A 24,911-nucleotide genomic window follows, 5' to 3' on the forward strand; every position below is an offset into this window, starting at 1 on the left:
TTTGTTTGGTTGTGATTGTGGATTTGGTGCTTTTGACTGGAAAAGGATGCTGGCGTGTTCTTTTGTCTGTTTTTTTTCTTTTTGATAAAAACTCTAAGATTAATCTCACAACTTTTGTGGAAAATTCTTACAAAACATAACGATACTAAACCAGAATGCTAACATATTTAAATGTTTTGTTTTTGTTGTGAATTTGTTTTATTTTATGTTGTTGGGGAATAATCCTATAATAAAAGGCTAATTTCAGGGATATTCTTAATTTTCCGCGCGATAAAATGTCGCGCTATCCGTCGGTTTTAACTCATTTATTGCTGGCCTCTGCCTCCTGTTGTCCAAAAAATTGCTCCAGTTTCGCGGCCTCTTCCGGCGGTGAGATGAGATATCCCTGAAAACGATCGATACCTAACGCTTTCAGAATCGACAGTTTTTCTTCACTGTCGACCCCTTCGGCGATGCAGCAACTGTTGGTGAGCTTACAGTAATAGTGCAGGCTTTTTATCAGCGCCAGCGCTCCGGGATCGTGCTGCATATCATCGATAATGCTTTTATCGAGCTTATAGCCATTAAACTGCACCTGCCGGACCGGAAACATGACGCTGCCCCGGGAGAAGCAATCATCCAGCAGAACACGAAAGCCGCGCTGACGTAGTGCGGCAATGTTGTCAGCAATTTTACTGTTCCGGTGGCAGTCGATAGTTTCAGCAAATTCCAGTACCAGCCGACCCGCGCGCCGGGGATGATGCAGCTGGCGGCGCGCGGTTTCCATCATGCGAAGAAGATGGGCATGACCGGCGATAGCCGGGGGAATATTGACGGAGAAATAGACCTCTCCCGGAAACTGATTGATGCGCCGGACGGCTTCCTGCAGGACAAAGGCGGTCAGTACCAGCCAGGCGTACTCAGCGCTTATTGCGGGCAAAAAGTCGCCGGGCTGCAGAATATGCCCGTCGCGGCGCCAGCGGACGAGAATTTCCAGGCCGCGCAGCCGGTGCTTTGTATCAATAATGGGCTGAAAGAGCGGAAAGATGTGATGGCAATGGATGGCATGGACAAATTCGCGCTCTAAAGCGGTAAGCGCGTCAGCGCCCGCTCTCTTACTCGTTGTCGGCGGGTGGCCGGGAAAATGGGCCGCGAGCTGCGGGTACTGTTCCGCCATTTTTTTGATTCCTGTTGTTCTTTGATTATAAAGCGTTTTCTGACTAATGCCGCGGTGTTTCGCCCGCTCGGCGATGCTGTATCCGTGCAGTAAATCGAGGATGGCGTTCAGCTCCGGTTTGCTCAGGCCGCCGCCGGGGGGACCGTACAAGAAGCACGCCTGTTCAGCCAGCTGTGACAGCGGCGGATACGCCTGTAACGCATGACCGCGCAGCAGCGATGCGATACTGCGGGTTGGCAGGTCTGCGGCGGCGGCCCGCACTTCGGTCAGCAGGCGGCGGTTGGTGACCAGGTGAGTTAAGGTGTGCCACAGCCAGCCGTGAGGGCAACGGCTGAGGATCAGTACGGGCAGCGGCATGGCGGCGGATTCCAGCACAAGGGCCGTCTGTTGCAGGGTTTCCAGCAGCCAGAGAGGGTCGTCGGGCAAAAAGACGATCAGCCGACGAGCCGACGCCAGCGCCCGCAGATCCAGCGCCTGCGGGTGCAGGAATGTCAGTTGCCGGCTGTCTGGCGACACGATTCTCGCTATGCCCTGGGCAGCCCAGGTGCAGGGCGACAGAATACAGTCCTTTCTCCGCCCGCCGGGATTACTGGTAAACAAAGGTCACCCCGATAATCGACTGCACGTTGCCTGCCGTCACCTGCCCGCTGGTGCGCGCATAGTTAGCGGTTAAGCCGAGGCTGACGGGAGAAGTGCCTACCGTGCCTAATGAGACGGGGCTGTTGGCGGGCACAATGCCGCCGTTGCGCGTCAGCTGAACGCCAACGCCCTTTGCCGGAGACGCCGATGCGGTATTGCTGAAGATAGAATTCGCGGCGTCAACAGTCGTGCCCGAGAGGTAATAGGCCAGATTCTGGTTCTGCGCGCAGTAGACCGTCAGCGGGATCGGCGTGGAGCCGGGGTAGTCCGGCAGGGTCACCGTCACGTCGCGGGCGGAGACGTCGCAGCCGCCGGTAGGCACCACCACCTCGTTTCTGGCATGGATATAAAATTTGAAAGTGAAGTTGTCGCTGTTAACGTTGTTGGTCTGACGAAGATCCAGTGTGGCAATCTGCGTTCCGGCGGAGATCACCACGCCGCCAGCGGTACTCACTGGCGTCAGATAGAGCGCGACGGGCCAGGGGGTCGGTTTTTTCGAGGTGTATCTTATTTCCCTGGTTTCATTTTGGAGCGGAAACGGATAAGTGGTGCCGTCGTATCTGAGAGTACCGGTAAAACTCTTCAGCACTCCGTCATAGACCGACTGGACAGTCAACGTCACAAAGTCAGTCATACTGTCCGGGTAGTCGTTATGACAAAAAATCTGCGTCGAGAGATCGATCAGCAGGTTTTGCCCGACGTTCACTTGCGGTGTAAGGTCAACATAGATATGAGCATCGCCGCCGCCAATACCAATGTCTCCACCCGTGGTTGTACAAGAGAAGGACCAGGCGTTGATCGACCAGCCCAGCAGCAGGGTGGTCAGCAGGGTTATCACTTTTTTTATCACTTTTTTCTCCCCCTCAGGCGTAGGTATAGGTCACGTTAATCACTGCCTGAATCGTTCCCTGGGTTGCGCCGCCGTTTACCGTCAGCGCTCTGACCTGCAAAGGGAAACGGGCGGACTGTGAGGCTTCATCTACCTGTACGGATGTCGTTGCGCCGGTGTTGAGCGTATTGCCGCGGTTGTCCTGAAGTTCGAGCTGGATATTGCCGGCAGTGCCCTGGTTTTTGTAATAGCCCGTGCTGTCTGCCGTACCGCTGAAGCCAGCGGTGACCCGCGAGGTGCCGATCGGACAGTTGCTCAGATCGAGCGTCACCGAATGCCACGGGGAAGAGGATCCGGCGGTGAGCAGGCTGAAGGTGTAAAGATCGCCCAGATCGACGGTGGCGTTAGTGGTGGAAACCGTACACGGTTTCGCCACGACTTTGCCGTTGACGGTGATCGTCACGTCGGCGGCCTGTAGCGTTGGGGAGGCTGCCAGCATTGTCGCCAGCAGCCATCCGGATTGAAACCATTTCATCAGAGCCTCCGCTTACTGAAATTCAAGGGTGAATGTCGCCGTTGCGTTAACGTGTCCCGGCGTGACCGGCACCCGCGTGGCCATCAGACGGGCGTAAAAGTTCAGCGTGTTGCCCTTGCCGGGCGTCAGCGTGGTCCACGGGAGGGTGGACGCGGCGGCATTGAGCGGCAGCGCCGTCTGCCGATCGTTGAGGATCTGAACTCCCATTCCTGAGGCGGCCAACGCGCCGCCGTCGAGTTTTAATAAATGGCTGTTGTCGTTGTCGGCGGTGCCGACGAAGCTGACCTTTACCGCTGTGACCGCGCTACCGCAGGGTGACAGCACAATCCGGAACGGCACGGTGGGTGAGGTCGCGCCGACGGTGCTGAACTGCTTTGCGGCGTTGTTGAGCAGATCGACGGAAAAATCTTTCGATTCTCCCGCCACGGCGCAGGCGTTATCCCTGACGTAGCCGCTGATGGTAATGGTGCTGTCGGCGGCAAACGCGTCAGCAGCGATCAGCGGCAGGAGCGCGCCCAGCAGAAAAAGGGTTTTACTCATCGTTATCTCCTTAGCGGCACACGGCCGTTAGCTGGCTCAGCATCTGCTGCTGGCTCTGCGCGGGCAGGCGGTACTCGGCGACGCAGCTGGCGCCGACGCCATCGCCCCATTTCACCCGCACTTTTCCCGCCAGCGGCATACCGCTCAGATAAACCTGGCCGTTATCGGCGACGATGCTGCCGTTCTGGTTGCTGTCGCTGGTGACCATCGCGCCGAACGGCACCGGCCTGCCGTTATGGGTCAGCGTCATCAGCAGTTTTATCCCGACGCGGGCTTTAAACTCTGCGCGGACAATCGCCCCGTGGGTAGGGACGACGGAGGCGACGGCATCATCCAGATCGACATTGTCCGCGAGGGAGTTGGTGTCGAGCGCCACGCGGTTTTCCCGGTATTCGGTGGCGTAAGGCAGCACGGCATAACCGCGCCAGTCGGTGCGCACGCCGGTCTGATTCTCTACTTTTACGCCTTCCGCCCCCGGCGCTTTGATCAGCACGACCGTATCATTCAGCGGCTGGCTCAGCGTGACGCCGTTGGCGTGGGCCAGCACGCCGCCGCTCATGCCGTAATAGAGCTGCTTAATCCCGTCGCTGCGGCTGTAGCCGACGTTGGCGTTGCCGTAGCCGCCGCGGTAGTTCAGCGTCGCATAGCCGGTACTGCCGCTGCTGCCTTCGCCGCCGCCCGCGTAGCCGGTCTGCATGCTGTAGCTGAGGTTGTTGTCTTCCAGCAGGGTGCCGTACAGCCCCGCCAGGTTGCTCATCCGACCGTTCAGGTCGTCAGAGAGGCTGTAGCTGGCGCTGGCGTGCCGCCAGACGGATTGCGTGTCGGAGCGCAGCCAGTGGCTGAAGGGGATGTTGACGTTGACGGCCAGCATCCGATCGCGTGAGCCCTGCCAGGCGTTTTTGGTCAGGCTGTAGCTTAGCGTCCAGTTAATGTCGTTGACGGTGGTATTCAGTCCGGCCTGTAGCTGTTCGTCAGCGCCGTCGGCGCCCCAGTAGGTCTGATGGCTGCCGCTCAGATAGAGCGTGGCGGTGCGGCCGACCTGCTGGGTGACGCTGAGCTGCACCTTGCCGCGTTTGCTGTAGGCGAGGTTGTAATAGTCGGTGAATTTCGGCTTCACCTGAATCACTCCGTCCTGGGTGACCACGTCGTAGCCGCTCATGCGTTTGTAAGTGGTGTCGGAAAAGCTGAAATAACCGCGCGTGGAGTAGCGGTAGCCGACCAACTGCACGTTGGTGCCCAGTTCGTTAAGCGATTTGTTATAGAGAAAACGTATCGACTGACCCTGATGGCTGCTGCCATCGGGCAGGGTGGCATCGGCCTGCGTCACGTCCAGCGACAGGGCGCCGAACTCGCCCATGTTCTTCCCCATCCCCAGGTTAAAGGCGCGATAGCGATCCGCCAGCTGCGCGCCGCCGTACAGCGTCCAGCCAGCCGGTAGCCCGTGCAGTAACGTGCTCTGGAAGAAGCCGGGTTCCTCCTGCCGGTCATTGCCGCTGCGGTATTCGCCAGCGGTAAGCGCATAGCGGGTGTGGCCTTCGCGTTGCAGTACCGGCACCGAGGCGTACGGGACGCTAAAGTTCTGGCTGCTGCCGTCGGCCTCCTTAATGGTCACCTGCAGATCGCCGCCGTTGCCGGCGGCGTAGAGATCGTTAATGGCGAAAGGGCCGGGCGGCACCGTGCTGTGGTAGATCTCATAGCCGTTTTGTTTGATGGAAACCTGCGCCGTGCCGCGGGCGATGCCGTGAATAACCGGCGCAAAGCCTTTCTGACTGTCCGGCAGCATATTATCGTCCGTGGCCAGCTGAGCGCCGCGGAAGTTAATCCCATCGAAGATATCGCCGTTGGTGTAGCTGTCGCCGAGCGTCAGCCGCGAGCGTAAGGGTTTAATATCCCGCTCCAGCCAGGTGTTAACGTGTTGCCATTTATTTTCATTGCCCGAGGAGCCGCTACTGCTGCTGTAGCTCCAGGTGGTGTTATCACGCAGACGCCAGGCGCCCAGATTCAGCCCGCTTTGCAGATTCAGATAGGCGTAATGACTGTTGCCGCTGGTATCGTTGCGCGCGCTGTTGCCGGTGAAGTTGTAGTTCAGCAGCCCGGCGTTAATGCCGTCATCCCACAGTTCAGGCGGAATATAGCCGCGCGCCTGATTCCCCATAAACGCCTGGGGGATAGTCAGATACAGCCGCTGCTGGCTGACGTCTAAACGGAGGGTGGCCTCTTTGATCATCTGCGTTAACGGCACGCAGGCGTCAGTCGCCAGGGCGTTCATCCCGCTGACGGCGGCAATATCCACGCCCATACCGGCGAGATCGCCGCGCGTCAGGCACGGCGTCAGCCCGTGGTGATTTTCTCCGGCGCTAAAAGTGACATCGCGGGTGGTCATATACCCGTCATTGAGGTAGATATCCACGCGATAGGTTCCCGGCGGCAACTCCAGTCCCTTTTCGAAACCGGAAAGGTCGGCAACGGCGGCCGGATCGTCCGCCAGAAAGCGCGGGTTAAAGTAGAGTTCCGCCTGCGTGGAAAAAGCCTGTACGGCAAGCAAAAGGGCAAAGGGGAGCTGCGTAAGTACGCCAGCCGGACATGGCGCGTTGTGCCGCATACGCCGGGATCCCAAACGGTCGAGCCCTGATTTCAGATATGACATAGTCCCTCCGGTTCGAAATCGCCCGGCTGTCAGTACTTTTTTTATTTACAGGAAAGCGTGTATTTCCCGTTCGTTATTCCATTGCGCCTTTCATACGCGGAGTCAGCGCGCCGTAGTCGTTAATGGTCTTATAGGTAATCTCGCCGCTCGCGCCGGCCGGTAATTTCACCCGGGCTTCGCCCAGCGGAGGGACCAGCGCATTTTCCAGAGAGCGGTTGCCCGCGGTGAGTTCGGTGACCGTCAGGTAGTACGGCGTGGGGTTAATTAGCGTCAGCGCGTCCGTGCTGCGGCGGAATTTAAGCTTTTCTGCCGCACTATCTGGCGGTATTGGCAGCCCGGCCGGACGGTAATAGAGCTTGATGCGGCTGATGATGGCCAGCTGCAGGGTATTTTCGCTGAGCTTTGATTTATCCATCGACGGGATCGCTTTGACGTTCATCCAGAACAGGCTTTCCCGGTCCTGCGGCAGCTGGTTATTGGTGGCGTCGAGAATACGTAAGGTGTTCTCTTTTTTCCCCTGCATGGCGAACAGCGGCGGGGTCACCACAAAGCGGTTATCTTTCACGCCGTCGGCGTTTTCCACCCATGACTGGATCAGGTAAGTGCTGTTGTCATCATTATTTGTCACCGCCAGTTGCACCTGTTTTTGTCCAGCCGGGTAAATCACCCGGGTTGCGCCCAGCGCCACGCCCGCTTTTGCCTGCGAGATCAGTCCGCTGGCGGCCAGCATCAGCACGCCTGTCAGCAGGCAGCTGGTGATTGCCCGTGTTTTTTTCATGATTACCCCTGATGTTTTCACCGTCATTTCCTGTATTCGCTATCTCTGCTGGTTAGTTACTGATAGGTCAAAGAGAACCAGGCCTGGGCGTTAGCCAGCCCGCCGGTGACCTGATGCCCGGTAGCGCGGTATTTGGCGACGAAATGCAGCGTGGTCGGCCCGGCGTAAAGCCGCGTCCAGCTGACCGGCGGATGATTCAGCGGCAGCAGATCGCCATCTTTATCAAACAGCGCGATGCCAACGCCTGTGGCGATCCCCGGACCTTCCCCCACTGAGAGAACGTCGGGATTCTTCCCGTCGGCCACGCCGTGAAAGGCGATTCCGACGCGCTGACTCACCGCGGTGCTGCACTCCTGAAGATGGATATCGAAAGGAACAGGGCTGGCGTCTTCCCCCGGCGCATGAAATCGCTGACTGCTGATTTGCCCCATCTGTACCGTCATCTGGCGATCGCCCGCTTCGATGCGGCAGGATTCAGCAATAATAACGCCCTGAAAACGCATGTTTCCTCCGGGCAGCGTGACGTTCCATTTGTTTCCGGCCAGCGCACAGGCCGGTGACAGCAGTAACAGCAGACATGCTTTCATCCTTTGCATCGTTATCACCTCAGTCCCATTATGGATAACGGGCTATCCTGGCCCTGAGTCACTCCCTGTCTGATGAATTACTGGTATTGCACTTTGAAGGTGGCGTCAGCGTTGGCGATACCGGCCGTCGCCGCGCCGGTGGCGTAGTAGCGCGCCTGGAGCGGAATGAAACTAGTGCCGTCGTTCAGGGTGGTTGCCGCGCTAAACGTTGCGCCATCCAGCGCCAGCGGTGTACCGGTACGGTCAAGGATCTGTACGCCAACGTTGGTCGCGCCGCCTGCGGCAGAACTCTGCAGCGCCAGAACGGTGCTGTTGTCGGCGTCCACCGCCGCGCCGGAGAAGGCGACGGAGGCTTTTGTAGAGACGCTGGTATCGCAATCATTCAGCTGAATATTGAAGCCGACTGCGGAGCTGGTGCTGCCCGCGGTCGCCAGTTTTGCCGCCCGAACCTGGCCGAGACGAACGGTTTGATCGGCTGAATCCGCATCGACTGCGCAGGCTGCGTTAACAACTTCCCCTTTAAAATGCACTGTGCCGCCGTTTACCGTAGTGGTATCGGCGAACGCCGCCGCGGAGGTCAGGGACAGGGCAGACATAGCAACAATTGCCAACGCCTTAATTTTCATATTGTTTTCCTTTAAACACATTCAATTCACAAACTGAAGATGGCAGTCATGACGCCTTGCGGGTGTTTCCCGTTGCGACTGTTGGGGCGACTGCCGGTTTATGCGCAGTTTTTAGCCAATTAATGAGACAATTGGGGCCATTTTGTCTCATTGGGATAAATGGCTTCCTGTGAGGGGTTTTTATTTCCGTTTTGGGTTTTTATCTTTTTTGTTTCTTGTATCGAAAAATAAAAAACTATTATTTTTCTTTGGACAAGGGGGCAGATGCTGCGTTTAATGGCAAAAGCAAATGGGATGCACTGGCGCGGACTGAGGCTGGAAAGCGAAAAAAGGTGGAGAAGTAATAGCTATGAATCAATGAGATAGGGAGTATTTGTGGATAAATCTTAACTTGTTAGTTGCAATGCTTTACTAAATTTTTTTATGATATAAACAGTTTGGCCCCAATTGACTTGTTCAGATTTATATTTCCTCTTTATTATCAATAGATTAATCTATTTTTTCTTTTCCTGAAAAATCTCATCCAGCAGACTGTTTTTTTCCCATAATCCGGCAAAGCGGGCGGCGTTGCTGGCGGTGTAGCGCACGGTGTGACGAATATTACGGTGGCCGAGATAATCCTGGATAAGCCGCGTGTCCGTTCCTCTTTCCGCCAGCTCATAACCGCAGGCGTGGCGTAGCATATGCGGGTGCGTATGGGTGACGGTTCCGGCATCGATTCCGGCGGCGCGGATGATGCGGTAAGCCTGTTGACGGGAAAGCGGCGTGCCGCGACGGGAAATAAATACCGCATCGGTACGATTTGCGCCCCGCCAGGCTGCGCGTTCGCGGCTCCAGCGTTCAACCGCTTCCCGCTCATCAAAGCGCAGCGGATGAATGGTTGAAAAGCCATTTTTCAGGCGGCGGATATTGATCCGTCCTTCGTTAAGATCCAGATCCCGGTAATGCAGATCGAGAAGCTCGCTGATGCGCATGCCGTGACGGAAGGCCAGCAGAATAAGACAATAATCCCGCTCGCCGGTGGGGCCATGCCGGGCGGCCAGCATCATAGCCTGTACTTCTTTACCGGTAAGATAACGACGTCGATTCACAATACTTACTCCTGAAATAAGGTTTTACCTTCCCGCGCCGTCAATAAACCGCGTGGCGATTAAAGAATAAACCGCAGGGAGGAAAGGCACAAAAATAGTCGGGGATTTATCACCTGTTTGTGATTACATTATTTTTACACATGGCTAAATAATTACCACATGATAAATCTTATTTTTGGTGATTTTACCGGTTGTCACAATAGCGCATATCGGCTAAGTAAATAAAGAAAGTAAAAAGAAAATGCGGGCAGAAGGCGGATGTCGGAGGCAGCCATGCTGAATGGTTTAGCCGCTTGATAAATAACAATCTGTTAGCCAGAGTGGCGACAAGGATATAATTAGAGGAAGCAATTATTTACTCTTAAGAGCATATCTGAACAATAATCTTAATTAACGCAAGGTTAATTTTGATGAATGCTTCGTAAGCGGAACGTTATTTTTAACACCATCCGTGGCGTTGCGTATGTTACAGCGAAGCCGCGCCGGGCTGTCTGCGCTTCACGTCATCCCAGATGCCGTAAAAGCGCCCGGCATTGCTGGCGGTATACCAGACGGTGTGACGGATGTTGCGGTGTCCGAGATAGTCCTGAATCAGACGGGTATCGACTCCCCTGTTTGCCAAAGCGAAACCACATGAATGACGCAGCATGTGTGGGTGAATCTCCAGCGGTAGCCCGGCCTGATCGCCGGCAGCAGAAATGATTTGATAAAACTGTTGGCGTGAAAGAGGATTACCTTTACGCGATAAAAATAACCATTCGCTGTCGGAACAGGGCCAGCTGATGCGAATATTCAGCCAGTTTCGTAGCGTCTTAATTTCTTCACCTAATAAAGGATGCGTGGTTGAAAACCCTTTTTTCAGCCGACGAATATAAATACATTTTGCTTTGAGATCGATATCGGAAATTTGCAGACGACAAATTTCGCTGGCGCGAAATCCGTGGATGAAACACAATAATGTCAGACAATAATTCCGTGCGGCATGTGGTCCTGTATTTGCGGCTTTAAGAAGTGACTCTATCTCATTTTGAGTCAGGAAGTTCCTTTTTTTGTTATCGGCGCTGTTTTTCATCAGGTTCCCTTTTTTGCAGGCATGCAGGTGTTCTGCTGCTCACCATCAATCCAATGGCTTATCCGGTTTGTATAGGTTATTTATCATCAGCGCGACAGGGGCGTTTAACGCAGGCAAGGTCTGTTTCCCCCTGCATGGCTGAACCGGATAGTAAAAACGGTAGTCGTTATTTGCATCATGACGTATGGCCGTAGCTGGCGGCGAGTCTGGTAGTCAATTCATGTATGTCTTTGAAATAATGTATTTTTTCTGGTGGTTTCCATGTCCTGCTCATTCGTACTCCTCCGGATGATGAACCAAAAACGCCTGGGGCGATATAAACAAACCGATAGGGTGCTGGGGTGCGAATCCATTATCGGTAACGGTATGTTGCGCAATGAATGTGGATGAACAGTCCGAACGCCTGGCGAATATTGCTCAGGAGATATTCGCCGGGTGCCTGGAACAATATGGACGGTCTGGCCGCCATTCCCGGTAAAACTGCAACAATGAGTAAACCATACTGCAAAAAGCTTACGGAGAATAGTGATAATAAGTATGTCGGCAGTATATGCAGACGAAAAACCTATTTTGCGACGCATAAGAAGATTCTCGTTTCACTGGTAAAAATCGCTTCGATAAGGATATATTTCATCATCAGTGAGGGAAGGGAGATGCTGCTTTGGAAGCGATTTCTAAGCCATATGTCGGTACCAGGCAAGGTTTGTTCAAAAAATTGCACGAAACAAGAGAAGATTCATCAATGTGCTTTAAGGCAGGCGGGGAAGGTAAAGAGGGAATAATTTTTTACCCAAGACGTTTGAACCTGAAATTAGATTGCTGAGGCTTCGAAATGTTTTGCAACAAATTAAACGGAGAGAGTGTTAATAATAACAGGGGAAACTACCGGCGTTAGTCGGTGATGTTAAGCGGCGATATTCATCCTTAAAACAGGGTAAACGGCGCGGCTACAGATAATAGGCGGTTATGGTTCTCAGCGTTCCCGTCAGGGTATCAAACACTTCAACATCTGCAGTCTGAATTGCCATGCCGCCGGCACGCAGTCGCTGAATATCGGCGGCGATGCGCTGGATCCCTAACCAGAAAAGCCCGTCGAGAGCATTCACTGCTAACCCACTCTCCAGCGCCAGGCGCAGACGCTCCTCGGGCAGTTTTGTCTGGCTGGCGACCTGCTGATACGGGGCGGTGGTGAGGGTGTGATCGTCCATCCGGCGAACGCGCGAAGATAAGCGATAGCGAAAAGCGTCCGGTACATGACTGAGATCGGCGCTAATGCTGTACACCTGGCCGCGACGCTTTTCATTGATGACGACATTTTTCTGGGTGAGGGAAAACTCTTTGCGCAGCTTATCGATAAGCTGCGGGGCGCGGGTGAGAAGTAAACGAAAAGGCAGCTCAAAACTGGTGACGTAATCAACATTGAGTAGCGCAATACGCAGTCGCTCCTCAACGCCCGCCCGTTCCTGGTGGCATTCGTTCAGAACATCCTTCCATTGGCTGGCGATGCGTGGCGACTCATTGATTTCGGTGAAGTGATATTTCTCAATCAGGTAATCGATACGCCAGGCCATCTCTCGTTCCTTTCCTTCCGCTGCGCATGTCCACTCGCTGCACAACATAGCACAGAAAAAGAATGAGTAAACAGAGGCAAGGGCCTGATAATTTGCTTAAAAAGCTTAAAGGTTATTAATTAAGTTGTGGTTTTTCAGTTGCTTAGTTATATCATGCCAGTTAAGACTATTTAATTACGCCATTCATTAGCCGCCGCATACAATTTCCCTGTGTCTCGCTAAAGGTGATTTTAACAAGGCAAATAGTATTTGAAATCTAATTATTACTACGGCAATAAAAATATGGCTATATATATCATAAGCAACGATAATTATTTGCAGGAAGGGATCGTCTTATTAGCAAAAGATGCTGGCATGGAAATCATAATAGAGACCATACATCATTTGCCAATTGAAAAATTAACGTTTGACGATACGGTTATTTTACATCTCCATCTGAATAATAAGTGCTGCGCCAGGGATATCCCACGGCTTAACAAGAAGTGCAAGCTGCTGATCATCCAGAACGCGCAGAAAAGCGCCTTAATTTGTGATGCGGATCTGATCATCAATGCCCGTGAACCGCTATCGGCGGTGATCCAGGCGATTACCAGCCTGGTAAAGATGAAGAAGAATAAAGCGGTTAAAAATCATTTGCTTAACCGGGTTGAGAAGATCATTATCCGTGAGTCACTGGAAGGTAAAGATATTAACCTGATCGCCAAATCATTATCGCTGCCGCCGAAAAGGGTCTATACCTATCGTAATATCGCCTGTAAAAAGCTGGGCGGTAATAAAATTCACGATCTGTTATTAATCAAAGAGAATATATTTGAAGAGAATGCATTATCCTGACAGACAGCCCTGTTGATCAGGGCTGAGTCTGTGTGCTTTAGCGCGCGCAATAAAATAACGGGCGTTGACCAATAGTAAATAAGAAGCCATGCACGCCCTGATTGAGAATCGAATAGCTTATGTTTTCATCAGGATAGACATAAAAATCCGGAAGAATATTGGCCAGCAGTTCGTCCGGCAGGGTTTCGATAATTTCAATCTTGTTGATTCTGGTGGAATGCAGGTGATACGAATCCTGGTTTTCGTTCCAGTCGTAAGCCACGTCCCGGCGGATCCGGCCTTTGAGCTTGTTATCTTCCAGGTAAGTCCCGCTCACGGCCACGATGCCATTTTTGTTGCTCAGCGAGTACATAAAGTTCAGGGTGATATTGGCGCGGGCATTTTTATAAAATACCACAAATGAAGAGGTACACTCCTGCTTATCGTGGTATTTGTACATAAACACGTTATATAAAGCGCCAATAAGCGCTCCGGCAGCTAAAAATACCGCGCTCATCGTTATTATTGTTTTTTTATTCACTTTCTACTCCTCTGAAAGAGAGGGTGATACAACCCGCAACCGGGTTTTTGACGTAGTCCTTACGGCAGACAAAAACCGACAGGCCGGGAGAGGTCCTGGACACCGGAAAGTAAACCCAGGGAAACTTTTTACAGTCGAGGCCTGAATTGAGGATCAGCGTCTTAAAGCGCGTAAAGTTGCTGTTGTTGTCATGACTGTCGTCTTTGGTATAAAAACGGCAGCCCTGATCCTGTTCTACAAAGTCATAGTCCCTGAAAAACGGTTTTGTATCGGTAAGATGCCAGAAAAAATGGACGGCCATTGCGCCAATAAGAAAAGCCGCCGCCATGATCAGTATGCTCGTCATACGCGGAAGTTTCGCGGCCTGTGGCGTTTTCAGCGCGGGATCGGGCTCGGAAGCCGGAGCAAATTCCGGGCTGGCATCCGCTTTATATTCAACGTCCAGTTCATCTTCGCCAGCCAGCGTTTCCGGCGCCGTTTCCGGGATCTGATTTGCCGCGATGCGGGTAATTTTGACGCTTTTATCGATCTGGAAGCCTTTGCGCGGCACCGTCGCCACCAGAATGCGATCCGTTTCGCCAACCGCGCGCAAGCCACGACGAACAATAGAAATGTTCTGGTACAGGGTATTCGCCGGTACCAGCATTCCTTCATCTTCCCACACTTTTTTGAAGAACTCCTGCTGAGTTACCACGTCCGGGGAAGCCTCAAGCAGCAGGAGCAGACAACGACTGGCTGGGGTTGTCAAAACCACGTTAAGTTCAGGGTTAGTCACTGAAATTAACTTTTTACTGTCTGGTCTGAATTCAATATTATCGTTGATTATCCAGTACATATATGTTCACGGTGAGGGAAGGTTATAACGATTGATACTTAAGTGTAGATAAGTCTGAACATAGTATTACATATAAAATATGCGAATACAGTAGGCTACATCATTTATGAAACTAATGTTTTCGCCCACGGTTTTACATATGTTTCTATTAAATAAAGCATTTTATTAACAATGACAGCATCCGTTCACTTATAGATCGTCTTTTGCCTGACAGATTATCAACAGCGTTTTACTGGTGAAATTGCAATTCTGTTTCAGACGCTCGATTTAAGATAAGTTAAAAGCCGACAGTCATCGCCTGGCGTAATCTGGCGTTTTTTAGTGAATTATTTTGACTGAACTTTATCCACAGACTCCAGTTTTTTGAACGATCCCGGCATAATGAGCGCCGTCATTTATCGCGCCAGGGCAAAATTTCTTATTTGCCATTAACTATCCAATAAAACATCTTAAAGACTCTTATATTTAGATTTTTCTGCTGACATTCTTTTTGCCGTGAGGACTTACGCATTAAAATTGTGTTGCAATGGCGAATAATCCTGCTTCAGCGCTATGCTTAGCCAGGCGATACATGATGAGGCAGAGTGATGGATAAGCAACTTGAGCAAGCCGGCTACCGCGTCTATACCGGCGATAATATCGACGTCTATTTTAATACCGCTATCTGCCAGCACTCCGGTAATTGTGTGCGTGGCAGCGCGCAGCTGTTTAATCTGCAGCGTAAGCCGTGGATTATGCCGGATGAAGTGGAGGTTGCCACGGTGGTAAAGGTTATCGACAGCTGTCCGAGCGGCGCGCTGCAATACCGTCATAAATAAGCGAGGCTAAAGTGGAAATCCTTGAAGGTCAGAATAAATTTTATGTGAATGATGCGCAGGGTAATCAGGTTGCCGAAATTGTCTTTGTGCCCACCGGGGAACATTTAAGCATTATTGAGCATACCGACGTGGATGCCAGCCTGAAGGGGCAGGGCGTCGGCAGGCTGCTGGTCGCAAAAGTGGTGGAGAAGATGCGCGGCGAGAAGCGTAAAATTATTCCGCTCTGCCCGTTTGCAAAGCACGAATTTGATAAAACGCGCGAATATGATGATATCCGCGCCTGATGGCGCCGCCGGGCGCGCGCGTCCGGCGGCGTACTAAGCGGCTTCAGGCGGCTTGAACGATGCCAAGATAGCCGTGGATCCCCATATACAGACCCACCAGCGCGATCAGCGCGCTGGACAAATAAGGCGCTTTGCCTGCCAGCGTTGAAAATCCGCTCCAGCGTCTGGCAACCTGCTGGACGCTAATTGCCGCCCCCACGCCTACCGTTACCAGCGTTAAGGCCAGACCGAGACTGAAGCTGAGCACCAGCGTCGCGCCGAGGGTCAAGGCTTTAAGCTGAATACAAATCAGCAGCACCGTAATTGCCGCCGGGCACGGAATTAATCCACCGCTCAGGCCAAAGAGTACGATTTGCCCGTTGGTCACCGCCCTGCCCTGAAACCGGCGCTGAATGTCGCTGGCATGCGCGCGCTGATGCGCGTCCTGATACTCCTGCGAGCCCTCTGTGAGTCCGTGCAGAGAGTGTTCGTGGTGATGGTCGTGATGGTGGTGCTCATGATCATGATCGTGGTGGTGATGTTCGTCTTCGCCATGCTGCATCTCCGCCAGCCAGCCGCGCTCTCCCGACCATGTCCGCCAGAACATCCAGCCCGCCGTCGCCAGAATAATGACGGCGGAAATAAGCTGTAGCCAGGGTTCAACCGACTGCGCCGTAAAAGCGCGGCTGAGGTACATCCCGCCCAGAGCGATCAGCCAGACGACGGCTGTATGAGAAAGGGTGGCCGCCAGACCCAGCATGACGGCCTGTTTTACCGTCCCCTTAATGGCGATGATAAATGCCGCCATCATTGTCTTGGAGTGCCCCGGTTCCAGCCCGTGCAGAATGCCGAGCAGTATGGCGCTGGGAATAAAAAACCATGCATTGCCTTGCTGAAGAAGCGTTGAGAACTCATTCATGATAATCATTCTTAGTGGTTTACCTGGCGCCGATTCTACTCCCCCCCAGTACCGAATACTACCCCCCAGTAGAGTGGTAATGCTATAATCCCTAAAGATTTACGTTAAAGAGGTGTTGTCATGTCGCACACAATCCGCGATAAACAAAAGCTCAAAGCCCGCACCAGTAAGATTCAGGGACAGGTCGTGGCGCTGAAAAAAATGCTTGATGAGCCGCATGAATGCGCAGCGGTTTTACAGCAGATCGCGGCGATTCGCGGCGCGGTGAACGGCTTGATGCGGGAAGTGATCAAAGGGCATCTGACTGAGCATATTGTCCATCAGAGCGATGAGGTGAAGCGTGAGGACGATCTGGACGTTATCCTGAAGGTGCTGGACTCCTATATCAAATAGCCGGGCACTGCGTCCCGGCGGATGTGGTCAGCTGAAAAGCATGTTCTGATTGCGTTGCACAATATAACGTTCGACGTGCTTATAGCCGCTGATATCTTCCAGCGCCTGTAATAAACAGCGCACGCTTTTGGTATCGCGGCAGTCGCCAGGCGCTTGCAGCGCTTCTTCACACAGCCGTCGAACCGAAGGCGGAAACGTCAGCTGCCGTAACGCCGTTTCCAGTTTATGGTAAGCCCGCTCTCCCTGCTGGCTGTACAGTGATAGCAGCACTGCGCTCAGCGCGCGCGTCTCTTCTTCGTAATAACCCATCTTCAAACTCCTGTCCTGTTCAATCCCTGAGGCTGGACTCAATTACTTCTTTGCAGGGGGATCGTCATACACTCTGCATCTTTCCTTAGCAGCGGGTGGACGTTTTGCCCCTCGGTTACCGAATGGGAATGGATAAAAAGCGTATTAATCCGTCCCCCCATGCGTTTTTCAATACGCTGTTTGTAGGCATACACGCTGCGGATATCCATATCCCGCCTTTGCGCAATCTGATGCGGCGTGGCGCCGGCAACCATCTGGCCGAGAATGATAAATTCCATCTGCGTTAAGGTATTGCCTTTGGTGAACGACAAATGCCGTCCAATAAAAACCTGGCGAATTTTCTCATTGGCCACCGCCAGCCCGTCATCATGATAAATGATGGCCGACACGGCGGGATAGTTCTTGCGCCAGTAGTTAGCCAGCGACTGCATATTCCGGTCGCTAACCAGAATGATCCCCATGCGCGTGCTGGTGAGGTACTCGAGCCACTCTTTATCCAGAAACAGGCGCAGGAAACTGATGGAAAAATCCACGAAAATATAACCGCTAAGCCTGGCGTTATGGTTATTCGCTAAAATACCTTCAATGATCCCTTTATTAAAATAAACGCTTTCTTCCGGCCACATGCAAAAACAGGCGTTGGCACAATATTGTAAGCGTGGCGATTTTTCTGGCATTATTTTGCAATGTAAACTACAACTACTACATGACAGTTTTTTTATTTTCTCATCCAGCCCCATATTGAGCCCCCCGGTTCGTGATAATTGGATAATTTCATCCGTTTTAAAGTGTGTCAATACTCTGAAAATTGTAAAAAAAAACAGAGCGGAAGCCCTGAAATCAGGCGATTGTTATTATTCCTAAAAGTCTGTTTTTTACGTTTAAAATGAAGCATGCCATAAGGCAAATACTAAGCGTATTTTTCCGCGGAGGCTGAAGAGTAAAAAAACAGCCTCCAGGATTTTTATAACAGTAGCCAGGAATTGTTATAGTATAAAATTGTTTAAGTTATGTTCGCATATAGCATTTATGGTTAAAAGTTGGCAAACTGTTACAAATTATAAGGTTTTTGTAACGCTGGTCAGGCTTTGAATTAAAACGCCATGATTGTTTTTTTGTCTGCTTTCCAGAGACGAGTCAATGTTACGCGCTCAGGAGAGAACAGGCATCTAAAATACTCTTAATTAAGAAATTATGATCCGGATTGGCTTTAATCCCATTGATTTATATGATTATTTATTCAGGAAGCATGTTTTTTATTTACTCAACGTCAGATAAAATTAGCCCCTTTTAAGATTTTTTCTGTCGGGTAGAGTGTGGATATAAGCGGCGCGCCGTCGCGATTAGGTAATAAAACAGACGGCCCGTCCGGGCCGTCGTACGGCGTCAACTAAAAAACATAACGGAAACGCAGAGCAGGCCGACAAGCAGAGTAATCAGATTGCCCGGCGAACGATACGGTTTTAATGCCGGAATAAGCCACATAGACAGGGTCGGCATAATAAACAGAATCATGGCGATAAGCGGCCCGCTAATGGCGTAAATCATGGAAATGGCATTTGGGTTAATACAGCAAACGATGAAGGTAATGACGGAAACCAGTATAACCGACAGCGCGCGGTTAAAGGCGCGGCTTTTCGTTACCCCGACCTGGAATAATGTGCTCCTGACGACTTCACTCGCCCCTTCAATTACGCCGAAATAGGTGCCGAGAAACGATTTTGACATTGCCACCACCGCGACGACGATGCCGGAAACAGAGAGCCACGCCGGGGCGCCAGGCATCATGGCGAGCGCGGAGAGTATCGTCACGCCTTCATTTTTAGCCGCTTCAATCCGGGAAGGCGGTATCGACAGCAGACAGCTAAAAACAAAAAATAGTACGCTTAAGCTGATGATCAGATAGGCGACCTTCATGATTTTTTTGCATTTACCCATCGCCTGCTCGCCGTATCTCTCACGCCTGTCGATGGCAAAGGTGGAGATGATTGGCGTATGGCTAAAAGCGAAAACCATCACCGGAATTGATATCCATATCTGATGCAGCGTGCGCTCATTGAGTTCCATCTGCCCGGTGAGCAGCGAGGGCTGCCAGCTGCCGGTCAGATACAGCGAAAGAAACAGGAAATAAGCGATAAGGGGGAAGACCAGAAACCCCATGACCCGAATGGTTGCATGACGCCCCATCAGGAAAATGAGATTCAGGATTAACACCACGCCGAAACTGACCGCCATACGGATGCCGGTGGTGATAGTCCTGTCGCGGGCTAACTGTTCCGTCAGCGAGTTGGTGATGGCGACCGCGTAGATCAGCACAACGACAAAGAAGGCGATAAAGTACAGCATAGTAATGAGGCTGCCGATCTTCTTTCCGTAATAGTGGGTGACGGCGGCGGTAATGCCATCTCCGGCGGCGGTTTTCGACGAGAGGATAAACTGGCACAGGGCCCTGTGCGGCCAGTAGGTCAACGGCCAGGCGACCAGCGCGGTAATGAACAGGACAATCGCCCCGGCGGAACCCAACTGGATTGGCAGAAACAGGGTCCCTGCGCCTACAGCAGTACCATATAAGGCAAAGCTCCAGAGTGTTTCTTCTTTTGACCAGATTTTAGACATTATTTGAACGTATCAACTATAAAATAAACAAAAAGAAGCGCAATTTACCATAAATCCGTAAGGGAGGGGGAAACCAGACCCGCGAAGTGGTTGAACAACGCTGTAGCGTAGGGGGGCAGTCAGAGGAATTTCCTTTGTGATAAAACTCACTTTTCTAAAACATTCAAGACAACTATTTTTAACAATACTCTACTATTGCGCTGTTCTTTTGCGCAGAGGTCGTAATGAAAGAGGTTGTGATAGTCGGGGCGTTGCGAACGCCAATTGGTTGCTTTCAGGGGACGCTGGCGCGTCATTCTGCCGTCGATCTCGGCAGCATGGTGGTGAAGGCGCTGATTGAAAGCAGCGGCGTGGACGCGAACGCCGTTGATGAAGTGATTCTCGGCCAGGTGCTCACGGCAGGAGCCGGGCAAAATCCGGCGCGTCAGTCCGCCATTAAAGGTGGCTTGCCGAACACGGTTTCTGCTATCACCATTAACGACGTCTGCGGCTCGGGGCTGAAAGCGCTGCATCTGGCGACGCAGGCGATCCAGTGCGGCGAAGCGGATATCGTCATCGCCGGCGGGCAGGAGAACATGAGCCGGGCGCCGCACGTTCTTACCGACAGCCGGACCGGCGCGCAGCTGGGTAACAGCCAGCTCGTCGACAGCCTGGTGCATGACGGTTTATGGGATGCCTTCAATGATTACCATATCGGCGTTACCGCCGAAAACCTGGCGCGTGAATATGGCATCAGTCGTGAGTTGCAGGACGCGTATGCGCTCAGCTCCCAGCAAAAAGCGCGGGCGGCCATCGATGCCGGGCGCTTTAAAGCGGAGATCGTCCCGGTACTGACCCAGCGTAATGGTCAGACGGTGATTGTCGATACCGATGAACAGCCGCGAACCGATGCCAGCGCCGAAGGCCTGGCCCGGCTCGATCCGGCGTTCGCGTTGAGCGGATCGGTGACCGCTGGCAATGCCTCCTCCATCAACGATGGCGCGGCGGCGGTAATGATGATGAGCGAAGCGAAAGCTCAGGAACTGAATTTACCGGTACTGGCGCGTATTCGCGCATTCGCCAGCGTCGGCGTGGATCCTGCGCTGATGGGCATTGCCCCGGTCTATGCAACCCGCCGCTGTCTGGAACGGGTCGGCTGGCAATTGGCCGATGTCGATCTTATTGAGGCGAACGAAGCCTTTGCGGCGCAGGCGCTGTCGGTCGGTAAAATGCTTGAGTGGGACGAGCGGCGGGTGAACGTCAACGGCGGGGCGATTGCCTTAGGTCACCCTATTGGCGCCTCCGGCTGTCGGATACTGGTGTCGCTGGTGCATGAGATGATTAAGCGTGATGCCCGTAAAGGTCTGGCGACACTCTGCATCGGCGGAGGGCAGGGCGTGGCGTTAGCCATCGAACGCGATTAGCTTACCGTTTGCTTTCCTTCCTGCGATTCCTCTTTTTATATGCCGTCAGCGAAAACGTGACGGCATTCACGCGTTATCTCTCATCATAAATAAAATATGCCAGCGCGCATTTTTCATAACGTTGCGTACGCCATTAAACAGTTAATTACTTGATAATTGTAAAAAACAAAATAACGCAGGTTATTATCTGGCGTTTTTATTAACTCGTTGTATTTATTTTATTATTTACCCCAGAGCCTTGTTTTAATTAAATTGAAATGTGACCGTTATCGTCATTTTTATCGTCCGGAAGCTTTTTAGTTTGATATTCATCACGCCTTTGGTGTCCATTTTTTTTGAAACAAACAATTACGATCGCGATCACTAAAATAAAGTTACTAAAAAAATAAAATGCAATTCCATAAAAAAGAAACATCATTTTAATTTGAGGATAAGATATGTTTAAAAAAACTCTGGGCCTTGCGTCGTTAATTGGTGCTTCGTTTGCGGCACAAGCAGTGACTGTCGATTTGCGTCATGAGTATATTGATAGCGGTACTAACGCCGACCGCGTAGCGGTGTCGCATCGTTTCGATAACGGCGTGGGTTTCTCGGTCGAAGCGAAATGGAAGTCCGGCGGCGATAAAGCTGACCAGCCTTTCTCTGACGTGGTGGGTAACGGTCATGAGGATTCATTAAGCTGGCGCTGGAAAGCGACTAATAATATTGCCATTACGCCAGCCATGACCCTTGAAAGCACCGACAGCCGTACCATTTACAAACCGAACATTCACGTACAGTACAGCTTCGAAAACGGCTTTTATGTGGCGGCGCGTTACCGTTATGAATATACCCGCTACCCGGCTTTGTTGAATAAATCAGATTTCGGGTAAGTCTCCCCCGTAGCGGGTTGTGTTTTCAGGCAATACGCACGCTTTCAGGCATACCTGCTTTCGTCATTTTGTTCAGCGCTCGTACCAGGGCCATAGCCTCCGCAACCTGACCATCGTAGTCACGCAGCGTCAGTGAACCCCCGAACAGCTGTTTTACCCGGTACATCGCCGTTTCCGCTATCGAGCGACGGTTGTAATCTGTTGTCCATTTCCACCGCGCATTACTCCCGGTCATTCGCTGATTAGCCACTGCACGGTTACGGTCTGCATATTCACCGGGCCAGTAACCCGCACCTTTTCGGGGAGGAATAAGCGCGCTGATTTTTTTGCGGCGCAGTTCATCGTGACAGAGCCGGGTATCGTAAGCCCCGTCTGCCGCGGCTGCCCTGATTTTTCTGTGAGTCTGCCGGATAAGGCCCGGGAAGGCTTCTGAGTCCGTGACGTTATTCAGCGACAGGTCTGCACAGACAACTTCATGTGTGTTGCTGTCAACAGCAAGATGCAACTTTCGCCAGATACGACGGCGCTCTTTGCCGTGCTTTCTGACTTTCCATTCGCCTTCACCAAAGACCTTCAGCCCGGTGGAATCAATCACCAGGTGTGCGATTTCACCCCGGGTGGACGTTTTGAAACTGACATTAACCGACTTTGCCCGCTTACTGACACTGGTGTAATCCGGGCAGCGCAACGGAACGTTCATCAGGGCAAAAATGGAATCAATAAAACCCTGCGCAGCCCGCAGGGTCAGCCGGAATACGCGTTTAATCACCAGAACGGTGGTGATGGCGAGATCAGAATAGCGCTGGGGCCTTCCTCGTGATGAAGGTGTTGCCGACTCATACCAGGCCTGAATCGCCTCATCATCCAGCCAGAAAGTGAGGGAGCCACGGTTGATGAGAGCTTTGTTGTAGGTGGACCAGTTGGTGATTCTGAACTTTTGCTTTGCCACGGAATGGTCTGTGTTGTCGGGAGGATGCGTGATCTGATCCTTCAACTCAGCAAAAGTTCGATTTATTCAACAAAGCCCCGCTACCCCTCCAGCGATAATAAAGACGACGACAAAGTTAACCGCGGCGATGCCTGGATTGGCTGGGTAATGGGCGACTGGCGCACCGAGCTGAACTATGTTTATGCGAAAAGTACGGAAGGTGAAATTCGCAATAACAATAAAACTTACTCCAACGAATATAACGCCAAGCTGGCCTATAAATGGGATAAAAACTGGGCGCCATATGTTGAAGTGGGCAACGTGGGGGTGAAAACCACCGACGAACGCCAGACCCGTTTCCGTGTGGGTGTGGCTTATTCATTCTGATTTAGCTTTCCCCTCATTGCTTTTTCACCCCGGCGCAGTCTGTCGGGGTTTTTTTATTGTCCGTATCTATAGCGTGTCCAGCCATAAAAAAGCCCTCCGGAGGAGGGCAAGGCCAGTTACAGAAACACTCATGTTGCGCCCGTGGGGCAGGCGCGAAAATCACAGTTGCAATAATTCCGGTTGTTCCGGCAGCTTCGCAATATAGATGGCAGGTTTACCGTCTTTATCAGAGCTAAACAGAACCGCGCGATCGTCCGGAGTAAAAGAGGGATGCGGATGGGTAACCTGACGGCTGTTGGCGACCGTCGCCCATGAGGTATCGTGACGGGCTATGCGGAAATACCCTTTCTTCGCCACGTCAAAACCGTATAAATAAGGATCGTTATCGATGGTATAACCCCCGGTGTCTTTGACATCGACCGGGGTGCCGGAACCGTCGCCCACCAGCAGCGTACCGTCGAAATTACTCATCAGATGCGAGCAGGCTGGCATCGGCATAATATCTTCATTCATGCCGCTGTCCGGGTTATAGCGGGAGATAGTGCGGCCCTGCTGCCCTTTCAGATACGAGACGTATACCAGCGCGGAGCCGTCCGGCACCCAGAATTCATGGGTGCAGCTTTCGCCCTCGGCGTGATCTTTCACTTTGCGAATATTGCTGCCGTCTTCATTCACCAGCCACATCCGCGCGTCGATCAGATCGTGCGGACCTTCGTGGCAGAACGCCACGGTATGATCATCGAAGGGACGATAGATCGGATGGCCCAGCCAGATCTTTTCTTCATGGATAACGGCGCTGTCGCCGGTTTTCAGATCGACCCGCAGCAGGCGGCAGTGAGGGCCTTTATGGAAAAAGTCGTGGAAGATTTGCCAGTCGTTGAGCGGCGTCCAGTCGCTTTTGGCAATCTCAATACCGACCAGCTTCGTGCAGTCGCTGTTTGCCACCCAGGTGCCATAACCTACCCATTCCTCCGGTACGCGGTACACTTCCCGCTCCGCCAGGGTGTGCAGATTAACTTCATACAGCGTGCGATCGTTCTTTACGTAGTAAAGAGCGCTGTCGTCAGGAGATAAAAAGCCGCCAAAGGTATTGTCGCCTGCGCCTTCCGTCAGCTGAACGGCCTCTGCTTTCGCTATATCCAGTAAATAGTAGTTCCAGTGGCCGTCAAACTCCCCGGCAAACAGCAGATGGCTACCGTCATTAAAGAAACATTTCTGATAAAAATAATTTCGGTGACACGTTACTTCCGGTGGGGTCAGACGCGTAATTTCCACGCCCGTATCCGGATCGCGGCTGACCTCATAGTTCAGCCTGACCCGCATGCCTTTAGCCATAATGCACTCCTTTTTACCGTAACGGAGGTATGCGATCCGCAGCAGTACCCAGATTTATGATAGGTTTAAAAAGTGGGTGTCAAAATATCAAAACATCGTTTCAATGTATGTGATTGACTGCGCAATTTATAAGAAAAATCGCGGAGAAAGAATAAATCATACAGGGGAATAGCGTTGATTAAGCAGGAGAAAAGGCGGTTTAGCTTTCGTTTATAAATTATAACTATTTGTTTTTGTGATGTTTTTATTTTCCGTTTCTCTGCGCTAACGAAATGAGCGTGATCGTAATTACACTTTTGATAATAAGATGCAGAAAAAGTGAAACGTTGTTTTATTTGTAATTGAAAACCCTTTCCCGGAGGGCTATCATTAGCCCATATTGTAAAACGGAACAGCGTTTCGCTCTTC

General features: G+C 51.9%; 25 protein-coding genes and 2 pseudogenes. 8 read left to right on the top strand and 19 right to left on the bottom strand.

The features are described 5' to 3' along the window. Positions 1-301: 301 nt before the first annotated feature. From K7R23_RS11880 to K7R23_RS11925, 10 genes are all read right to left on the bottom strand, one after another. Positions 302-1,561: an EAL domain-containing protein gene (locus K7R23_RS11880; protein ID WP_012907061.1), complete on the bottom strand. Its 1,260-nt coding sequence runs from the start codon at positions 1,559-1,561 to the stop codon at positions 302-304. Between the two features lie 181 nt (positions 1,562-1,742). Continuing rightward, positions 1,743-2,642: a fimbrial protein gene (locus tag K7R23_RS11885; protein WP_024132836.1), complete on the bottom strand. Its 900-nt coding sequence runs from the start codon at positions 2,640-2,642 to the stop codon at positions 1,743-1,745. A 16-nt stretch (positions 2,643-2,658) separates the two neighbouring features. Beyond that, entirely contained in the window at positions 2,659-3,159 is a 501-nt protein-coding gene (fimG, locus tag K7R23_RS11890) for a type 1 fimbrial minor subunit FimG (protein WP_012907059.1), read from the bottom strand. 12 nt (positions 3,160-3,171) lie between these two features. Beyond that, positions 3,172-3,699, bottom strand: coding sequence for a type 1 fimbrial adaptor subunit FimF (gene fimF, locus K7R23_RS11895; RefSeq protein ID WP_012907058.1), 528 nt, complete (start codon positions 3,697-3,699; stop codon positions 3,172-3,174). A gap of 10 nt (positions 3,700-3,709) precedes the next feature. Then, positions 3,710-6,346 (bottom strand): fimbrial biogenesis usher protein, encoded by a 2,637-nt coding sequence (locus K7R23_RS11900; RefSeq protein ID WP_012907057.1) that lies wholly within the window; start codon positions 6,344-6,346, stop codon positions 3,710-3,712. A 73-nt stretch (positions 6,347-6,419) separates the two neighbouring features. Continuing rightward, positions 6,420-7,124, bottom strand: coding sequence for a fimbria/pilus periplasmic chaperone (locus tag K7R23_RS11905; protein WP_042622873.1), 705 nt, complete (start codon positions 7,122-7,124; stop codon positions 6,420-6,422). Between the two features lie 56 nt (positions 7,125-7,180). Next, positions 7,181-7,720 carry a type 1 fimbrial minor subunit FimI gene (gene fimI, locus K7R23_RS11910; RefSeq protein ID WP_012907055.1) on the bottom strand — a complete coding sequence of 180 codons (540 nt, stop codon included), beginning with the start codon at positions 7,718-7,720 and terminating at the stop codon, positions 7,181-7,183. A gap of 68 nt (positions 7,721-7,788) precedes the next feature. Further along, complete coding sequence (gene fimA, locus K7R23_RS11915) at positions 7,789-8,337, bottom strand: type 1 fimbrial major subunit FimA (protein WP_012907054.1); 549 nt, start codon at positions 8,335-8,337, stop codon at positions 7,789-7,791. A gap of 494 nt (positions 8,338-8,831) precedes the next feature. Next, complete coding sequence (locus K7R23_RS11920) at positions 8,832-9,428, bottom strand: tyrosine-type DNA invertase (protein WP_012907053.1); 597 nt, start codon at positions 9,426-9,428, stop codon at positions 8,832-8,834. Positions 9,429-9,894: 466 nt separating this feature from the next. Then, a complete protein-coding gene (locus K7R23_RS11925) occupies positions 9,895-10,500 on the bottom strand; it encodes a tyrosine-type DNA invertase (protein ID WP_012907052.1) in 606 nt (201 codons plus the stop codon). Positions 10,501-10,949: 449 nt separating this feature from the next. Here K7R23_RS11925 and K7R23_RS11930 point away from each other — a divergent pair, with 449 nt between their 5' ends. Continuing rightward, entirely contained in the window at positions 10,950-11,282 is a 333-nt protein-coding gene (locus K7R23_RS11930) for a hypothetical protein (protein WP_024132834.1), read from the top strand. 165 nt (positions 11,283-11,447) lie between these two features. Here the strand turns inward: K7R23_RS11930 and K7R23_RS11935 are convergent, their stop codons facing one another. Further along, a complete protein-coding gene (locus tag K7R23_RS11935) occupies positions 11,448-12,071 on the bottom strand; it encodes an ECs1377 family protein (protein ID WP_012907050.1) in 624 nt (207 codons plus the stop codon). Positions 12,072-12,455: 384 nt separating this feature from the next. Between K7R23_RS11935 and K7R23_RS11940 the strand changes: the two genes are divergently transcribed. Next, entirely contained in the window at positions 12,456-12,905 is a 450-nt protein-coding gene (locus tag K7R23_RS11940; protein WP_232796121.1) for a hypothetical protein, read from the top strand. Positions 12,906-12,942: 37 nt separating this feature from the next. Here the strand turns inward: K7R23_RS11940 and K7R23_RS11945 are convergent, their stop codons facing one another. Both K7R23_RS11945 and K7R23_RS11950 read right to left on the bottom strand, forming a co-directional pair. Then, a complete protein-coding gene (locus K7R23_RS11945; protein WP_012907048.1) occupies positions 12,943-13,425 on the bottom strand; it encodes a membrane protein in 483 nt (160 codons plus the stop codon). Continuing rightward, entirely contained in the window at positions 13,418-14,260 is an 843-nt protein-coding gene (locus tag K7R23_RS11950; protein ID WP_024132832.1) for a winged helix-turn-helix domain-containing protein, read from the bottom strand. Before K7R23_RS11950 ends, K7R23_RS11945 begins: the two co-directional genes overlap by 8 nt. 587 nt (positions 14,261-14,847) lie before the next feature. Between K7R23_RS11950 and yjdI the strand changes: the two genes are divergently transcribed. Further along, a complete protein-coding gene (gene yjdI / locus K7R23_RS11955) occupies positions 14,848-15,078 on the top strand; it encodes a 4Fe-4S mono-cluster protein YjdI (protein WP_012907046.1) in 231 nt (76 codons plus the stop codon). A gap of 11 nt (positions 15,079-15,089) precedes the next feature. Next, positions 15,090-15,362, top strand: a complete 273-nt coding sequence (locus K7R23_RS11960) for a GNAT family N-acetyltransferase (RefSeq protein WP_012907045.1) — start codon at positions 15,090-15,092, stop codon at positions 15,360-15,362. Positions 15,363-15,405: 43 nt separating this feature from the next. Here K7R23_RS11960 and K7R23_RS11965 read toward each other — a convergent pair whose 3' ends face one another. After that, the gene (locus tag K7R23_RS11965) at positions 15,406-16,260 is read right to left on the bottom strand and encodes a nickel/cobalt efflux protein RcnA (protein ID WP_012907044.1); all 855 of its coding nucleotides are present in this window, start codon (positions 16,258-16,260) and stop codon (positions 15,406-15,408) included. A 120-nt stretch (positions 16,261-16,380) separates the two neighbouring features. Here K7R23_RS11965 and rcnR point away from each other — a divergent pair, with 120 nt between their 5' ends. Further along, positions 16,381-16,653 carry a Ni(II)/Co(II)-binding transcriptional repressor RcnR gene (gene rcnR / locus K7R23_RS11970; protein WP_012907043.1) on the top strand — a complete coding sequence of 91 codons (273 nt, stop codon included), beginning with the start codon at positions 16,381-16,383 and terminating at the stop codon, positions 16,651-16,653. A 27-nt stretch (positions 16,654-16,680) separates the two neighbouring features. Here the strand turns inward: rcnR and K7R23_RS11975 are convergent, their stop codons facing one another. The 3 genes from K7R23_RS11975 to K7R23_RS11985 all read right to left on the bottom strand — a co-directional run bounded on the left by K7R23_RS11975 (position 16,681) and on the right by K7R23_RS11985 (position 19,578). Then, complete coding sequence (locus K7R23_RS11975; protein ID WP_024132831.1) at positions 16,681-16,962, bottom strand: hypothetical protein; 282 nt, start codon at positions 16,960-16,962, stop codon at positions 16,681-16,683. A gap of 38 nt (positions 16,963-17,000) precedes the next feature. After that, the gene (locus K7R23_RS11980) at positions 17,001-17,702 is read right to left on the bottom strand and encodes a helix-turn-helix transcriptional regulator (RefSeq protein ID WP_012907041.1); all 702 of its coding nucleotides are present in this window, start codon (positions 17,700-17,702) and stop codon (positions 17,001-17,003) included. Between the two features lie 646 nt (positions 17,703-18,348). Then, entirely contained in the window at positions 18,349-19,578 is a 1,230-nt protein-coding gene (locus K7R23_RS11985; protein ID WP_012907040.1) for an amino acid permease, read from the bottom strand. Positions 19,579-19,802: 224 nt separating this feature from the next. Between K7R23_RS11985 and K7R23_RS11990 the strand changes: the two genes are divergently transcribed. Beyond that, complete coding sequence (locus K7R23_RS11990) at positions 19,803-20,981, top strand: acetyl-CoA C-acetyltransferase (RefSeq protein WP_012907039.1); 1,179 nt, start codon at positions 19,803-19,805, stop codon at positions 20,979-20,981. A gap of 437 nt (positions 20,982-21,418) precedes the next feature. After that, positions 21,419-21,844, top strand: a pseudogene (locus tag K7R23_RS11995) (oligogalacturonate-specific porin KdgM family protein); the annotation flags it as partial. A 34-nt stretch (positions 21,845-21,878) separates the two neighbouring features. On the opposite strand, the gene K7R23_RS12000 reads toward K7R23_RS11995, so the two are convergent. Beyond that, entirely contained in the window at positions 21,879-22,847 is a 969-nt protein-coding gene (locus tag K7R23_RS12000) for an IS5 family transposase (RefSeq protein WP_012904651.1), read from the bottom strand. A 33-nt stretch (positions 22,848-22,880) separates the two neighbouring features. Between K7R23_RS12000 and K7R23_RS12005 the strand changes: the two are divergent. Next, positions 22,881-23,168: pseudogene (locus K7R23_RS12005) on the top strand (oligogalacturonate-specific porin KdgM family protein); the annotation flags it as partial. A gap of 159 nt (positions 23,169-23,327) precedes the next feature. On the opposite strand, the gene K7R23_RS12010 reads toward K7R23_RS12005, so the two are convergent. Continuing rightward, positions 23,328-24,503 carry an oligogalacturonate lyase family protein gene (locus K7R23_RS12010; RefSeq protein ID WP_012907037.1) on the bottom strand — a complete coding sequence of 392 codons (1,176 nt, stop codon included), beginning with the start codon at positions 24,501-24,503 and terminating at the stop codon, positions 23,328-23,330. Positions 24,504-24,911 lie beyond the last annotated feature (408 nt).

This window comes from Citrobacter rodentium NBRC 105723 = DSM 16636 (genome assembly GCF_021278985.1).
GTDB lineage: Bacteria > Pseudomonadota > Gammaproteobacteria > Enterobacterales > Enterobacteriaceae > Citrobacter_A > Citrobacter_A rodentium.

Coding starts and splice junctions, on each gene's coding strand:
- K7R23_RS11905 (WP_042622873.1), bottom strand. CDS start 7,124: ATGAAAAAAACACGGGCAATCACCAGCTGCCTGCTGACAGGCGTGCTG.
- K7R23_RS11925 (WP_012907052.1), bottom strand. CDS start 10,500: ATGAAAAACAGCGCCGATAACAAAAAAAGGAACTTCCTGACTCAAAAT.
- fimG (WP_012907059.1), bottom strand. CDS start 3,159: ATGAAATGGTTTCAATCCGGATGGCTGCTGGCGACAATGCTGGCAGCC.
- K7R23_RS11950 (WP_024132832.1), bottom strand. CDS start 14,260: ATGTACTGGATAATCAACGATAATATTGAATTCAGACCAGACAGTAAA.
- yjdI (WP_012907046.1), top strand. CDS start 14,848: ATGGATAAGCAACTTGAGCAAGCCGGCTACCGCGTCTATACCGGCGAT.
- fimA (WP_012907054.1), bottom strand. CDS start 8,337: ATGAAAATTAAGGCGTTGGCAATTGTTGCTATGTCTGCCCTGTCCCTG.
- K7R23_RS11935 (WP_012907050.1), bottom strand. CDS start 12,071: ATGGCCTGGCGTATCGATTACCTGATTGAGAAATATCACTTCACCGAA.
- K7R23_RS11990 (WP_012907039.1), top strand. CDS start 19,803: ATGAAAGAGGTTGTGATAGTCGGGGCGTTGCGAACGCCAATTGGTTGC.
- K7R23_RS11965 (WP_012907044.1), bottom strand. CDS start 16,260: ATGAATGAGTTCTCAACGCTTCTTCAGCAAGGCAATGCATGGTTTTTT.
- K7R23_RS12010 (WP_012907037.1), bottom strand. CDS start 24,503: ATGGCTAAAGGCATGCGGGTCAGGCTGAACTATGAGGTCAGCCGCGAT.
- fimF (WP_012907058.1), bottom strand. CDS start 3,699: ATGAGTAAAACCCTTTTTCTGCTGGGCGCGCTCCTGCCGCTGATCGCT.
- K7R23_RS11900 (WP_012907057.1), bottom strand. CDS start 6,346: ATGTCATATCTGAAATCAGGGCTCGACCGTTTGGGATCCCGGCGTATG.
- K7R23_RS11980 (WP_012907041.1), bottom strand. CDS start 17,702: ATGGGGCTGGATGAGAAAATAAAAAAACTGTCATGTAGTAGTTGTAGT.
- K7R23_RS11930 (WP_024132834.1), top strand. CDS start 10,950: ATGGACGGTCTGGCCGCCATTCCCGGTAAAACTGCAACAATGAGTAAA.
- K7R23_RS11985 (WP_012907040.1), bottom strand. CDS start 19,578: ATGTCTAAAATCTGGTCAAAAGAAGAAACACTCTGGAGCTTTGCCTTA.
- fimI (WP_012907055.1), bottom strand. CDS start 7,720: ATGCAAAGGATGAAAGCATGTCTGCTGTTACTGCTGTCACCGGCCTGT.
- rcnR (WP_012907043.1), top strand. CDS start 16,381: ATGTCGCACACAATCCGCGATAAACAAAAGCTCAAAGCCCGCACCAGT.
- K7R23_RS11975 (WP_024132831.1), bottom strand. CDS start 16,962: ATGGGTTATTACGAAGAAGAGACGCGCGCGCTGAGCGCAGTGCTGCTA.